The following is a 14,909-nucleotide window of genomic DNA, read 5'->3' as shown; positions in this document are numbered from 1 at the left end:
TTTATTTCCAAATTGGATTTTTAATTTGCCAAGAAATATTATTTTTTTGCTCAAAAATATCTTTATTATAATGACTATCTATAATTTTCCAAAACTCTTTTTCACTATATCCAAAGAATTGACAAAATTCTCTTACACTTCTTGGATCTAAATCATGGTCATGTTTTTTTACAAGTTCTATGGCTTCATCTCTAGTTAGCATTCCATATCTTACCATTCTTGCACTATAATCTGTTGCTGAAGCATGTCCAAATTTTGGGTATTTCATCCAAGAGTGAACTAAATATGCAGGAGTATCTACTTGGTCAAATTGTTCTACATGGTGTGTTCTAGTCCATTCATGAGTTAAATCATGGAATCCATATTTTTTTGCGATTTGGTAGTTATCAAAACTACTCCATTCTAAGAAATAACTAAGATAAATTGGATCTAGTTTATCTATATCATTTTGATGTGGTGGCTCAAAGAAGTTTAAATTTTTTTCTTCAATACCAATATCTAAAAGCTCTTTTGTTGGGATTCCACTCCCTACCCCATTGTTTATTTGATCTTTTGAGGAATATGTTTCAATAGCACCCGCTCCACCATATTCATAAGCTACATTTTCACCATAAACTAGAAGTGGAGTATTAAATTTTACTGCCATATGTAAAGGATAAGTATAAATATATCTATCTATAAAATATGTTGGTTTACCATATTTCTCAAAAGTATATTTTCCAATCTTTTTTTGAGCTTGAATATTTGGTTTCATTGATATTAAATCACAACCAAAAGATTCTGATATATTTTTTAGATTATGTACTCCTGCATTTGTCATAGGAAAATTATCTTCAACTGAAACAAGAAGAGGATTCATTCCCATTTTTTCTTTCATAATATATACTTGGAAATGACTATCTTTACCTCCTGATACAGCTATCATACAATCATAACCATTTGGTCCATTCATACCTCTATATTTCTTACAAAGTATTTCTAATTCTTGCCACCTTTTTTCATAATCTACATTTTTTCTATTTTCATATGATTGACAAGCGGCACAAACACCATTTTCATCAAAAGTAATACCTGGTCTTGTATCAGGCATAACACATCTAGTACAATATTTCATATTTAATTCTCCTCAATATTTAATTTAAATAAATTTTTCTAAATCATTTGCTAATATTACTCTTACATCTTTTACAAAATTATTTAAACTTATTTTTAAATCTCTTTCTAAATACTGTAAAGCAATAGTATCTGAGATATTATTTGAACAAATTGCTATTATAAATATTTTTGATTTTTTCATATTAAATTTAACATATGAAGTCAATTCATTTAATATATTTATTGTTTCAAGATATTTTGATCTTGTCTCATCTCTAATTATATTTCGTGGGTCTATTTTTTTTGTTAAAATTTTTCCTAATTGTTTTTTTGTATCTTTTGACAATAATTCAGTTTTTGAACAAATATCAGTAAATTGTTTTTTCAAATCAGATATTTCTATAAGTAATATCTTATCTTTTTTATATCTTAAATAATCACAAGATTTTAAATCTCCACAACCTATAGTCATTTTTAAACTATTATTTCCATCAATTTTTATAGCTTTTTTATCTAGTTTTATTTGTTGATTATTTGAACATTCTGTATCTATAAATTCTCTATATTTTAAGATATTCAACTAAGTCCCCTAATATACATATCATAGAAAGGAGAACTTAGATCACTTAAAATCTCTTCTATTTTTTCTTCTTCTTTTAATTTGCTAAAACTTTCATTATATGGCATTTTATTTATAGCTATTAAATCTTTTGCTTTTTCATCTTTTTTTATAAGTAATTCTACAGCTTTTATCATATCTATACTATGAGTTGCTATTATTATATTTGCTCCAGCTTGTGCAACCTTATAAAGTATATCTATAAGTGCAACTTGCCATTTTGGGTGTAGATGTGCTTCTGGTTCATCCATAATAAGAAAAGAACCCTTATTTATAATATTATTTCTAAGTAACAAATCTATAAGCCCAATATTGGTAATTCCCATAGCAGTAAGAGATAATGGCATAGAATTATTTTTTTCATCTAAATATTCTATTTCTCCAGATTTTGTAATATTTAGTTTTCCATTCATAAGTTTCTGAAGTTCTTCACTTAAGTTTTTAAAGTCTGGTTCATATAAATATCTTTTATCTAAAAAATCATATAATCTTTCTAAATATAATGGATAGCCTTTTAAATATTTTTCATCTTCTATTTTTATTCCCAGTAATCCTCTATATCTACTTTCAAGCCCTTTTCTCACTTTTAAATATGCAGGGGAATCTATATATACTATATTTTTTAAATTTTGTATCTGGACAATACCTTTTGATTTGAAAGAAAAATCTATATACTGTTTATCTTTTATAAGTACATTTCCTATACTATCTATTTTTAAATCTATTGATTTTACCTTTTCATCTTTTTGTATGAGTGTTTCTATATTTGATATTTGAAAGTTCTTTTGAAAGTTTGATTTTAAATTCTTTTCTATTTGTTCAGAGATTATATATTTAAAATTACTTTCAAATTGTATTATATTACTATATGATGTTAAAATATTATCTGTATGTTCACTTACTCTTTGAAACTTTTTTAAAGAACTTTGTTCTTCAAAATATTCTTTTAATTGTTTATAGTGTTGCTTTAATTCTAAAGAGAAATTTTGTAACATTTTCTCTTGTTGCTCTAAATTTAACTTTTGAAGTTCATCTTGAATAAAATCAAAAAAATTCAAATATTTCTCTTGAAAATTTTCTATAAAATTTATATCTTTTTTAGATTTGTTTAAAAGTTCTGATTCATAGAAAAATATCGCTCTTTTTATACCATTTATATTTGATTGTATATAATCAAATAGATAATCTTTGTTTAAGGCATCTAGTAAACAATAAAGGCTCTTTGTAGTGAAACTTTTACCACTTCCATTTTCTCCAGCAATAATAGTCAAAGGTTTTATTTCAAAATTGGCTTTTTTTATATTTCCTAGATTTTCTATACTAAAATTGAAATTCATTTTCTACCTTTCATAAATATTTATTAAAAAACCTCACTATACTCTTCATTAGCTTTTTCATATTCTTCTATTCTTCCTATATCAAGCCAATACTCTCTGAGTGGAAATGATATCGTATTTTCATTTAAACTTATAAGCTTTTCAAATAGTGTTGGCATATCATAAAACTGATTTTGTGGTATATATTCTAAAACTTTCTCTGACAACATATAAATACCAGCACTTACAAAAAACTTATGAATAGGTTTTTCTTCTATAGATAATATTTTGCTATCTTTTATATTTACAACTCCATAAGGTACTTGAAAATCATATTCTCGAACACACATTGTTCCAATGGAATTTGTTGCAATATGATAGTTATGTAAATGCTCAAAATTTACATTTGTAAGAAGATCTCCATTCATCACAAAAAATGGTTCTGTTGGTTTTTCTTTTAGTAAACTCAAAGCTCCAGCAGTTCCCATTCTTTGCTCTTCTAAAACATACTCTATATTTACGCCAAAATCACTTCCATCTCCAAAATAATCTTGAATAATATGAGATTTATAGTTTACACACATTATAATATTTGTATATCCATACTCTGCAAATTTTTCTACAATGGTTTGAAGTATTGGCTTGTTTCCTACTTTTAACATAGGCTTTGGAGTAGTTTCTGTAAGAGGTCTAAGTCTGGTACCAAGTCCTCCTACCATAAGAACCACTTTATTTGTCTTATTTTTTGGTTTTATAAGTTCATCTATTTCTTTAATGCCTACCAATCTATTATTTTCATCTATGATTGGAATTTGATGAAGTTTTTTACTCAAAGCAAGTTTTAAAATATCTTCTTTTGTATCACTTATTGTTGCGATAGTAGGTTTTTTAAAAATAATATCTTCAATAGAACTATTTAAATCAAAACCTTTTAAAAGACCTCTTCTAATGTCTCCGTCTGTTAAAGTCCCAACTAATTTATCATTTTTATCTACAACCAAAGCTATTTGCATAGAACCTTTATCAATTATTTCTAAAGCTTCTTTTATTGTTGAATTTTCTCTTAATTTTATGTTTTCTATATTTTTCATTTTAACCTCTTAAATCAAAAAAAGATTTTTTTAATATATCTTCTAAATTTGTATTTTTAATCACTTCTATTATCTTCTTACTTGCACATCCATCTCCATATGGATTTATTGTCTCTTTTAAACTCTCTTGAAACTCTTTTGAATTTAATTTATTAAATGCTTCTAAAATAAAATCTTTAGTTGCTTCACAATCTATCACACTAGAAGCTTTTATTCTTCCTTTTTGTCTATCTCCTATATTTATTGTCCCTATTTTAAAGCTTGGGGCTTCTGCTAATCCGCTTGAGCTATTTCCTACCATTACATCTACATATTGCAAAGCACTTAGGTATCTTAATTGTCCTAAAGAGGTAAAACAAACTGATTTAGTATTATTCTTAGCTACATATTCATCTATCATAGAGTTTATAACTCTTCCATCTGTATCGCTATTTGCTTTTGTAAAGATTATATTTGTATCTTCTAATTCATCAATTGCATCTAACAATTCAGAAAATTGCTCTTTTGCTGTTGAGTTCTCTAAAGTTACAGGATGAAAGGTAACTAAGATATTTTTCTTATTTAATTTAAAATCAATAGATTTCTCAAATTCATCTTTAGACAAGAGTTCTAATCTTTTTATATTTTCAATACCCATTCCACCTACATTAAAAACTCTAGAAGGATTTTCTCCTAATTGAATTACTCTATTTTTATACTCTTGTGTAGCTACAAAGTGCAAGTGACTCATTTTTGTAATGCTATGTCTTATTGATTCATCAAATGCACCTTCTGTTGTCTCTCCACCATGTAAATGAGCTATTGGTATTCTTGAAATCATAGCAGCACTTGTTGCACTAAATATCTCATATCTATCACCTAAAACAACTACAACATCTGGCTTTAGTTCATCATAAGCTTCTGAAAAAGATATTTGAGCTAAACCCATAGATTTTGAAATACCAACTGAAGTATCAGAAGATAAAAGCATCTCTATTTTCTTATTTATTTTGAATTCTTTTTCTATTTCTTTATAAGTTAATCCAAACTCAGGACTTAGGTGCATACCTGTAACTATAAGCTGAAGTTCTAAATCTTTATCAGATTGAATCTCTTTTATAAGCCAATAAAGTAATCCATATTCAGCTCTTGTTCCTGTTACTACACAAATCTTCATATCAATTCATCTTCTTTATAATCTTTAGTTGCAACCGTTCCTAATATTTCATCCCATCGCATAGGGCTTATACCATTTCCTGGTCTTTTTATTGCAAGACTATTTTCACTTAAAATTTCACCTTTTTTTATATCTGTTTTTGCAACTATTGATTTTCTAGCTATTGGTTTGTTTTTTGATTCACTTGAACTTGGTTTTTTTATACTACTCCCCAAAGCTAATTCTATATTTCTTATAGCTTTTACCATATCTTTTAATTCATTTGGTTCTAAACTAGCTTTATGATCTGGTCCTTCCATGGTTTTATCTAAAGTAAAATGTTTTTCAATAACAGTTGCTCCCAAAGCAACAGCTGCTGTTGGAACTTCTATTCCCAAAGTATGATCACTATATCCCAAAGCTATATCAAATGTATTTCCAATCGTTACCATAGCTTTTAGATTAACATCCTCCATAGGTGTTGGATATTCTGTATTTGCATGTAAAACTGTGATGTTTTCTTTTTTTGTTCCTGAATTTATTAAAACATCTAAAGCATCTTCTATTTCCCCAATATCAGCCATACCAGTTGAAAGTATAACTTTTTTATTTAGCTTTCCTATATGTCTTAAATACGGTAAATTTGTAATCTCTCCACTTGGTATTTTAAATATCTCAAGTCCTAAATTATTCAAAAGTTCAATGCTATCGTGGTCAAAAGGAGTAGATAAAAACATAATATTTTTAGTTTTACAGTAAGAAATAAGTTCATGATGCATTTCTTTGCTAAGTTCTAGTTTTTTTACCATTTCAAATTGAGTTTCAGTTGAATTTCCAGTATTTTCTACTTGATACTCTGCTTTTTTTGCATCTTTTGATATGCAAAGTTCTGTTTTAAATGTTTGAAACTTTACTGCATCTACACCACTATCAACTGCTACATCTATAAGCTTTTTTGCTAATTCAATACTTCCATTATGATTAACTCCAGCTTCCGCTATTATAAATACTTTATTCATCTACTCTCCTTTTATAACATTACTATAAATTTTAATATCATCTATATAAATATCTATTTTAAAATACAAAAACATAAATTCTCTAGGAAGAGATATTGTTAATAAATTGTTTTCTAAATACCAATTTTCAAGCAATAGATACCTTGTGTTGGTTCCTTCCAAATTATTAAGTTCTACATAAAGCTTATATTTATTTTGACATTGCAAATTATTACACTTATGCCAGTAAATATCAATCTGATTATAAAGAACTAAAATTTTATCTATATACAACCAATCATTTGTAAAAACTCCAGATAATGGTTGTATAAATACTTTATCTTGATACAACTTTCTTGTTTTATCACTCAAATTAAATAATAAAAACTCTTTTTCGGCATTTGATCTTACCAGTATAGATTTTAAATTATTTTCTAAACACAGTTCATCTTTTACTATGACTTCTGAATGTCTAGCATTTATTACTTTAGATTTCATTTCATCATTTTGAAGCCAACTTCTATGATAAATCAAATTAAAATTTAAATTATTTAAATCTTCTATATTTTCATAAACATTTGGATTTGTAGCCAAATTACCATCTGTAAATCTAATATTTGGAAGTAAAAATATCTTTTTAAAATCAAAAACAAACATTATAGGAATTGGACAATGAGCATTATTGACTATTTTATCTTTTGGTTTTATACCTTCGTTGTTTTTTTGAGTAGGAGTTGCTGGTCCAAAATATAATCTTGCAAATTGCTTATGTTCATCACAAGTATTTAAAATGACATTATCATTTGCATTGTCATTTTCCATCAAATTTAATTCTATTGCTTTTTTTCTACTATAAATTTTTCCATTTTCTATTATGGAAATAGCATTTTTTATATCTGTAAAGTGAAATAAAGATTTTGTCCACCAATTTTGAGTTCCGTTAAATTGTTTAGATAAATTTTCCTGAAATTTATCTAAAAATTGTTCTTTAGTTAAGTTCATAAACTATTTCAACTTCTTCTAAATTTTTAGTATAGTTTAAAATTAATTTATCTACATTTTTTAGAATATAAGGTAATTTTAACAAAAACTCAAATATTTCTATTTTATATTGTTGCAATTCACTAAATAAATCAGCTTCACAAAGTTTCCCTAAGTTTTTGAGTGTATAAAATATATTTTTAAAATCTTCTTTTGAAATTATAAAACTTTTCAATCTTGATTTAAAAATAAAATATTCATCTTTTTCATTATATTCTATATTATATTTTTCATTATTTAAAATAATTTCTTTTGATAATAAATTATCTCTAAAAATAGATTTTAAATCTTCAAAAAATATTGAAAAATTAATTGATTTAGGCTTTGAGTTAAGCCATTTTTCTATATCTTTTTTTGTTAAATGCTCTGGAATAATATCTTTATCAAAATCATATATAGATACATTTATAGGAGATTTTTTTAAATATTTTTCTACAAGTGGTTTTACTTGTGTTTCCCAATCTAAACCACCATTTCCACATCCAAGTTTTGGCATAGCTATGTCATTTAATTGTAGTTCATTAGCTTGAGTAACTAACTTTTTTAATCCTTCTTCTATATATTCAAGCTTTGAAGGGCTTTTCCAATGTTTTTTTGTAGGAAAATTTAATATCCATTTATTTTGTGTTTTATATAAAAATAAATTTCCAATATCTAACTCTTTTGATTCACATAGATACTTATATTCTTCAAACATTTTTGGATATATTCTTTTAAAATCGGCAGCGATACCCTTGCCCATAATACCAACAGTATTAACTGCATTTACAAGTATTTTAGCATTTGATGTAAAGAGATTTCCTTTTATATAGCTTATCACTAAATTTTCCTTTTATTGTTTAAAAAATTGTTTTATTTTATCTAAAATACAATAAAACAACTATTTAATTTTTGGAATATAAATTTCAGCTTCTCCATCTGTAACAATTTTATTTTTAACTTTGCAAGTTGTTTTAAAAAATACTCTATTTTTATATAAATCTACTTGTGTAACTTCAACAACAGCTGTAACCGTATCTCCAACATATACTGGTCTTTTAAAATTTAGTGATTGAGATACATATACACAACCAACTCCAGGTATTTTCGTACCAAAAAGTGCTGAAAAAAATGAAGCTGTCATCATTCCATGAGCAATTCTTTTTTTATATCTAGAGTTTTCAGCATATTCTTCATCTAAATGTACTGGATTTCTATCTCCACTAACACCAGCAAAAGATTTTATATCAGCATCTGTAATAGTTTGTGAATAACTAGCTTTCATTCCAATTTTAATATTTTCTATAGAAATATTATTAAAAAATAAATTCATATTAATATCTCCTTTTCATATTTTCTTTTGTAAGTTCAATAGCAGGGTTACCAAAAACTGTTATATTTTGTGAAATACTTTTTGTAACAACTGAACCAGCTGCTATAACAGAATTTTTACCAATAACTAAAGGTTTATTAGGTTTTCCTTGATGAATTATTACTCCTGTACCTACATAAACATTATCTTCTATTATTACATTTCCATTGCACTTTACACTTGGTGCAAATGTTACATTATTTCCAATAATACAATCATGTGCAACATAGCTATAAATATTTGCATGAAAATTTATACCAATTTTTGAATTAGATGTAATAGTTACAAAAGGAGATAAAATAACTCCTTCTACAAGCTGTGATGACTTAGAAACAAAGCAACTTTTATGGATTATTTTTGGAAAATTAACTTGTTTTTGTGATAAATTTTGATAGATTTTTGCTCTTAGGTGATAATTTGCTATGGCAATAACTATATTATCATTTGTAGAAAAATTATACTTATTTTCATTACCTAGAAATGGTGCTTCATAATTGTGTTTTTTATAATCATCTTCAGATATATCAAAATAACCTTTTATTTCAAATTCGTTATTATCTAAAATATATTCTGTAACTTCACTAGCAAAGCCACCAGTTCCTACTATGTAAATACCTTTCATTTCCATTTCTCCGTAGAAAAGAAAGGATTATAAAAAATATTATTTGTAAACTTTTTAAATTTTAATGGTTTTTCACTACTGAATTGTTCACTTGATTTGAAAGTACTCTCGTACCCCCCCCTATAAGGCAATTTTTGCCTATTTGTATATACTCTTTGCTCATCGCATTACTCCCAAAAAATGTATTTTCTTTTACAATCACTCCACCGTTTATTACACTTGCTGTTGAAATATGACAATTATCTTCTACTATTACATCATGTTCAATTAAAGCTTTTGTGTTTATGATACAGTTTTTTCCAATTCTTGCATTTGCGTTTATCAAAGCATGATGCATAACAACTGTTCCTTCATCTATTTTAGAGTATTTTGAAACATAAGCAAGTGGTGAAATAATAGTTGATAAATTAAAACCTATATTTTTAAGTTTTTCAAAAAGATTTACCCTTAAACTATTTGATTTTATCTGTCCAATAGTAATAACTGCATTTTGGCAAGTTTTAAAAAGCTCTTCTAAATTATCATCACAAGCTATTATCTCATAATCTAAAACTTTTTTTCCAATATTCTCTTTTGTATCAACTATCCCAATAATTTTATACTTATTTTCTAGTTCAATAACATCAATAACACTATGGCAATGTCCACCACCACCAACAAGAACAATTTTTTCTTTCATTACAAAATCACCGAACTTGGAATATTTACAACTCTTTGCTCTAAATATTTTGCATTTTTTAAATCATCTTTTTGACAATTTTTATACATTTCCAATTCATTCATAAGTCGCCAAATAGGTCTTGTCATAACACCATTTTTATTTGTAAACTCTAAAAATTCATCTCTTTGTTTAACATCATCAAAGATTACAGCTTGTAACCAATAATTTGATTTTGAATTTTTTGGTTCTTCTACAAATTTTATATTTGTATTTACAAAAAAGTCTTTATAAATTTGTACTAACTCTCTTTTATTTTCTAAAAATTTATCTAAATTTTCCATTTGTGCAACTAAAAGTGCAGCATTCAAGTTTGGAAGACGATAATTATATGCTGTTTCGTCGTGTACATATTCATAAGGATGAGGAATTTTTGCTGTTGTTGTGATATGTTTTGCTCTTTTTGCCAAAATTTCATCATCAGTTACAATAACTCCACCACCACCACTTGTGATGATTTTGTTTCCATTAAAAGAAAATGCTGCTATTTTTCCAAAAGTTCCAGTATGTTTTTCTTTATAAAAACTTCCTAAACTCTCTGCTGCATCTTCAACTAAGGTAATATTCCATTTATCACAAATCTCTTTTATCTCTGCTATTTTACAAGAGTGTCCAAAAGTATGCATAGGAACACAAGCTTTTATTTGTTTTTTTGTAGTTTTATTTATACAAATATTCTCTATTATTTCACAATTTGTTTCTAAAAAATTTTTAAGTGAATTTGGGCTAAGTCCCAAAGTATCTAAATCAACATCAATAAATATTGGTTTTGCTCCAATATAGCTAATTGCATTACAAGTTGCTATAAAAGTAAGAGGTTGAGTTATAACTTCATCATCTTTTTTTACATCAGCTAATATAAGCGATATATGAAGTGCAGCTGTACCATTTACAGTTGCTATTGCATATTTACTTCCAACATACGAAGCAAACTCTTTTTCAAATCTATCAACATATTTTCCAACACTTGAAACAAATGTACTATCTATACACTCATTTAAATATTTTTTCTCATTTCCAATAAATCGTGGCTCATGAAGAGGTATAAACTCTTTTGTCTTAAAAGTTTCTTTTATAAAATCTATTATATTTTGCATATTACATCTTTCCATCAAGATATTTACCAGTCTCTTTATGTCCAAAATCTGGTATTAATTTAAAAAACTCTTTTACAATATCATCTTTGCTCCATTGTAAATTTTGTTTATAAGCTTTGATTATATTTTCAAACTCATTTAGAAGTTTTTCATCATAAATAGCTTCATTCTTTATGATACCGAGATTTTCAAATTTTTCCATATCTAAAACTTCTTTTTCAGTAAAAAATTCTTCAAAATCTTTCTCTCCTGTTGTATCACTAGCACTGAATAAACATGGATATTTTCCTTGTTGTGGTAAAGTTTTAGCTAATTCTCTAGCTTCATCTTCATCTCTACATAAATATGGCTCAAAACCTAGATTTTTTAGATATTTTACAGCTATTTCAGAAAATGTTATAAGATGTAAATTTTCACTTAATTTTGGGAAAAATATATCTCTATTTTCACCAAAAATACAAGACATAAGACAAAGTTCACCACTTTCTTGAGGAGTTACAAAATATCTTTTTATATCATTTGGAGCAACTATTGGTTGATATTTTTTTATTCTTTGATCAAATCCATGAAGAAGTGAACCATCACTAAAAGCTACATTTGCAAATCTTGCCATAGAAACATCTATTTGTTTTGATTTTTTCATCACAAACATTTCCATTATTCTTTTGCTTGCACCCATCATATTTACTGGATTTGCAGCTTTATCTGTACTTACACAAAAATATTTTTTAACCTCATTTTCTATTGATTGTTGTAAAGTTTTATCTGTATTAAAAATATTTGTTTCAATCATTCTCATAAGAGTAAATGGATCTTTTTCACTTCTTACATGTTTAAGTGCTGATAGATTTAATACATAATCGTATTTTCCATCAGCTTTTATAAATGCATCATATTCGCTACTTCCAATATCAAGTGCAAAAGTTTGAAAATCTCCATCAATATATCCAAAACTACTTCTTATATCTCGAACTAATTCAACCATATTATTTTCTGAAATATCAATAACATGAAGTTTTTTTGGATTTCTTTTAAATATCTCTTTAGTTACAGCTTGTCCTATAGAACCAGCACCACCTAAAACTAAAAAAGATGAATATGAAACTATATCTGAAAGTTCTTGTTTTTTATTTTTTATATCATCAAGAAAAAGCTCTTTTGTTCGTCCTATTAAATTTAGTATTTTATTCATAAATTTTTCCAACAATATACTCTATTTCTTCATCAGTAAGATAAGGATTCATAGGTAAACTCATAATTTCATCTGATACTATTTCAGAAATAGGGAAATCACCTTTTTTATATCTTAAATATTTCATACACTCTTGTAAATGTAGTGGCATAGGATAATGAACTGCTGTTGGTATTCCAGCTTCTTTTAATTTTTCTTGTAAAGTATCTCTATTTTTTACTCTTATTGAATATTGTGCCCAAGCTGATGATGATTTAGTATCCACATAAGGAAGTATTATATTAGATTTATTTTTTAAAGCTTTTGTGTATTTAGAAGCAACTTCTTGTCTTAGTTCTAAATCTTTTTTATAATATCTTAGTTTTACATTTAAAACTGATGCTTGTAAAGTATCAAGTCTTCCACCCATACCAATATATTGATGATAGTATCTTTTTGATTGTCCATGAAGTCTTAAGCTTTTAATCTTATTTGCCAAAATCTCACAGTTTGTAAAAACTGCTCCACCATCTCCATAACACCCTAATGGTTTTGCAGGGAAGAATGAAGTTGTTGATATATCACCAAGTGCAGAATCTGTAATTCTATTATAAGTAGAACCAAAGCTTTGCGCACCATCTATAATTACTTTTAAATTATATTTTTTAGCTATTTCTTGAATTTTGTCCATATTAGCAGGTTGTCCATAAAGTGATACAGGAATAATAGCTTTTGTTTTAGAAGTTATTTTATCTTCGATTTTAGAAACATCAATATTATATGTTTTTTCATCAATATCTACAAAAACTGGTTTTGCACCTAAGAAGGCTATTGTTTCAGCTGTTGCTATAAATGTAAATGGAGTAGTGATTATTTCATCTCCTGGTTTTATATCAAGAGCCATCATAGCAAGAAGTAAAGCATCTGTACCATTGCTACAAGTTATTGCATATTTTGCACCTGTGAATTCTTCTAAACTTTTTTCTAGTTCAAGAACTTCATTTCCCATAATAAAGTTACAATTTCTAGCTACTTTCAATATAGCTTCTTCTATCTCTTCTTTATAAAGATTATGTTGGTATTGTAAATTTGCAAAATCTATCTTCATTTTTACTCTTTTATTAAAATTAAATTATCATTTTCTATTTTATATTTTGTATTATCGAAACTATCAGTCGCTATTCCACTTTTATCAAAGTTTAGTGTATTTCCAGCCATTGAAACCCATCCTATTTGTTTTGCAGGAACCCCAACTATAAGAGCATAAGGTTTTACATCCTTATTTACCACTGCACCACTTCCAATAAGTGCATATTCTCCAATAGTTACTCCACAAACAACCGTAGCGTTTGCTCCAACACTACAGCCTTTTTTCAGAACTGTTTTTTTAAACTCTTCTTTCCGTACTATAAAAGCTCTTGGATTTATAACATTTGTAAATACCATAGAAGGTCCTAAAAAAACATCATCTTCTACTTCAACACCTTCATATATAGAAATATTATTTTGAACTTTTACACCATTTCCAATATTTACTTTTGGACCGACTACACAGTTTTGTCCAAATGAACAATTGCTTCCAATATGTGAACCACTTAAGATATGTGAAAAATGCCAAATTTTAGTATCTTCCCCTATAATTACATTTTCATCAATATAACTCGACTCATGTGCAAAATAAGAAGCCATATATTATCCTAAAACTTTTTTACAAAATGGATGAGATTTTTCATCTAAATTAGCCGTTTGCATTTTTCTAATATCAGAAACTATCACTATTGAATTTCTAGCATCATCAAGACCAAATCCACCACCATTTAAAATATCTTTATATGATTTCGTATGTAGATCCGTAAAACCTTCACTAAATTCAAACTCTTCTCCATCAACAGTGATACTTCTAAATGTAGTTTTCCCAGTAGTTTTTATTTCTTCAGGAATATAATCATAATTTACAGATAAAAACCATCTAACATTTGCATTTTTAAGTTTCATATATCCAGCATTTACATCAGGATTTTTTATATATACAATATTTTCTTGTAATTCTCCAAAAATCCAAGATAGCATATCAAAAAAGTGAACTCCAATATTTGAAGCTATTCCTCCTGATTTTTTTTCATCACCTTTCCAAGATTCAAAGTACCATTTACCACGACTTGTTAAATATGTTAAATCAATATCATAAACCTTAGATGGATTTTTTTCTAATTCTTTTGATATTTTTTCTTTTAATGCAATTATAGAATCATGAAGTCTTAATTGTAGTATTGTATATACTTTTTTACCACTCTCTTTTTCTACTATTTTTAAATCATCTATTTGATTTGGATTTAAAACTAAAGGCTTTTCACAAATAGCATTTGAACCACTTTTTAAAGCAAATCTAATATGACTATCATGTAAATAATTTGGTGTAGTAATAGCCACATAATCTATATTATTACCATTTCTTTTAAAATGATCCACAAATGAACTAAATCTTTCAAACTCTGTAAAAAAATCAGCTTGTGGAAAATTACTATCCATTATTCCAATACCATCATAAGTATCCATAGCAACTACAAGCTCATTACCAGTCTCTTTAATAGCTTTCATATGTCTTGGAGCTATATAACCACTTGCTCCAATAAGTGCAAAATTTATCTTTTCCAT

16 protein-coding genes are annotated in these 14,909 nt (G+C 26.7%); all 16 read right to left on the bottom strand.

The annotated features are described in order from the left end of the window. Window position 1: 1 nt before the first annotated feature. The 16 genes from ALANTH_RS04230 to ALANTH_RS04155 all read right to left on the bottom strand — a co-directional run bounded on the left by ALANTH_RS04230 (window position 2) and on the right by ALANTH_RS04155 (window position 14,909). Window positions 2–1,114, bottom strand: coding sequence for an N-acetyl sugar amidotransferase (locus ALANTH_RS04230; protein ID WP_026808001.1), 1,113 nt, complete (start codon window positions 1,112–1,114; stop codon window positions 2–4). Between the two features lie 24 nt (window positions 1,115–1,138). Next, window positions 1,139–1,675: a hypothetical protein gene (locus ALANTH_RS04225; RefSeq protein ID WP_026808002.1), complete on the bottom strand. Its 537-nt coding sequence runs from the start codon at window positions 1,673–1,675 to the stop codon at window positions 1,139–1,141. Continuing rightward, window positions 1,672–3,051: an AAA family ATPase gene (locus ALANTH_RS04220; RefSeq protein WP_026808003.1), complete on the bottom strand. Its 1,380-nt coding sequence runs from the start codon at window positions 3,049–3,051 to the stop codon at window positions 1,672–1,674. The genes ALANTH_RS04225 and ALANTH_RS04220 overlap by 4 nt, the downstream gene beginning before the upstream one ends. Window positions 3,052–3,074: 23 nt before the next feature. After that, entirely contained in the window at window positions 3,075–4,121 is a 1,047-nt protein-coding gene (locus tag ALANTH_RS04215) for a nucleotidyltransferase family protein (protein ID WP_026808004.1), read from the bottom strand. 1 nt (window position 4,122) lies between these two features. Next, a complete protein-coding gene (gene neuC / locus ALANTH_RS04210) occupies window positions 4,123–5,277 on the bottom strand; it encodes a UDP-N-acetylglucosamine 2-epimerase (protein WP_026808005.1) in 1,155 nt (384 codons plus the stop codon). After that, on the bottom strand, window positions 5,274–6,275 hold the full coding sequence (gene neuB / locus ALANTH_RS04205; protein WP_026808006.1) for an N-acetylneuraminate synthase: 1,002 nt from the start codon (window positions 6,273–6,275) through the stop codon (window positions 5,274–5,276). Before neuB ends, neuC begins: the two co-directional genes overlap by 4 nt. After that, complete coding sequence (locus tag ALANTH_RS04200; protein WP_026808007.1) at window positions 6,276–7,256, bottom strand: DarT ssDNA thymidine ADP-ribosyltransferase family protein; 981 nt, start codon at window positions 7,254–7,256, stop codon at window positions 6,276–6,278. After that, window positions 7,243–8,115: a macro domain-containing protein gene (locus ALANTH_RS04195; protein ID WP_051583676.1), complete on the bottom strand. Its 873-nt coding sequence runs from the start codon at window positions 8,113–8,115 to the stop codon at window positions 7,243–7,245. The genes ALANTH_RS04200 and ALANTH_RS04195 overlap by 14 nt, the downstream gene beginning before the upstream one ends. A gap of 60 nt (window positions 8,116–8,175) precedes the next feature. Further along, window positions 8,176–8,607, bottom strand: coding sequence for a MaoC family dehydratase (locus ALANTH_RS04190; protein WP_026808008.1), 432 nt, complete (start codon window positions 8,605–8,607; stop codon window positions 8,176–8,178). Between the two features lies 1 nt (window position 8,608). Continuing rightward, window positions 8,609–9,268, bottom strand: coding sequence for an acetyltransferase (locus ALANTH_RS04185; protein ID WP_026808009.1), 660 nt, complete (start codon window positions 9,266–9,268; stop codon window positions 8,609–8,611). Between the two features lie 61 nt (window positions 9,269–9,329). Beyond that, window positions 9,330–9,947: an acetyltransferase gene (locus ALANTH_RS04180; protein WP_026808010.1), complete on the bottom strand. Its 618-nt coding sequence runs from the start codon at window positions 9,945–9,947 to the stop codon at window positions 9,330–9,332. Then, window positions 9,947–11,083: a LegC family aminotransferase gene (locus tag ALANTH_RS04175; protein ID WP_034236858.1), complete on the bottom strand. Its 1,137-nt coding sequence runs from the start codon at window positions 11,081–11,083 to the stop codon at window positions 9,947–9,949. Before ALANTH_RS04175 ends, ALANTH_RS04180 begins: the two co-directional genes overlap by 1 nt. Before the next feature lies 1 nt (window position 11,084). After that, window positions 11,085–12,275, bottom strand: coding sequence for a UDP-N-acetylglucosamine 4,6-dehydratase (locus ALANTH_RS04170; RefSeq protein WP_026808012.1), 1,191 nt, complete (start codon window positions 12,273–12,275; stop codon window positions 11,085–11,087). Then, window positions 12,268–13,362, bottom strand: a complete 1,095-nt coding sequence (locus ALANTH_RS04165) for a DegT/DnrJ/EryC1/StrS family aminotransferase (RefSeq protein ID WP_026808013.1) — start codon at window positions 13,360–13,362, stop codon at window positions 12,268–12,270. Before ALANTH_RS04165 ends, ALANTH_RS04170 begins: the two co-directional genes overlap by 8 nt. A gap of 2 nt (window positions 13,363–13,364) precedes the next feature. Next, window positions 13,365–13,943 (bottom strand): acyltransferase, encoded by a 579-nt coding sequence (locus ALANTH_RS04160; protein WP_026808014.1) that lies wholly within the window; start codon window positions 13,941–13,943, stop codon window positions 13,365–13,367. A 3-nt stretch (window positions 13,944–13,946) separates the two neighbouring features. Further along, window positions 13,947–14,909, bottom strand: a complete 963-nt coding sequence (locus ALANTH_RS04155) for a Gfo/Idh/MocA family oxidoreductase (protein WP_026808015.1) — start codon at window positions 14,907–14,909, stop codon at window positions 13,947–13,949.

The organism is Aliarcobacter lanthieri, assembly GCF_013201625.1.
Classification (GTDB): domain Bacteria; phylum Campylobacterota; class Campylobacteria; order Campylobacterales; family Arcobacteraceae; genus Aliarcobacter; species Aliarcobacter lanthieri.
This window is presented reverse-complemented; position numbering and strand designations above follow the sequence as displayed.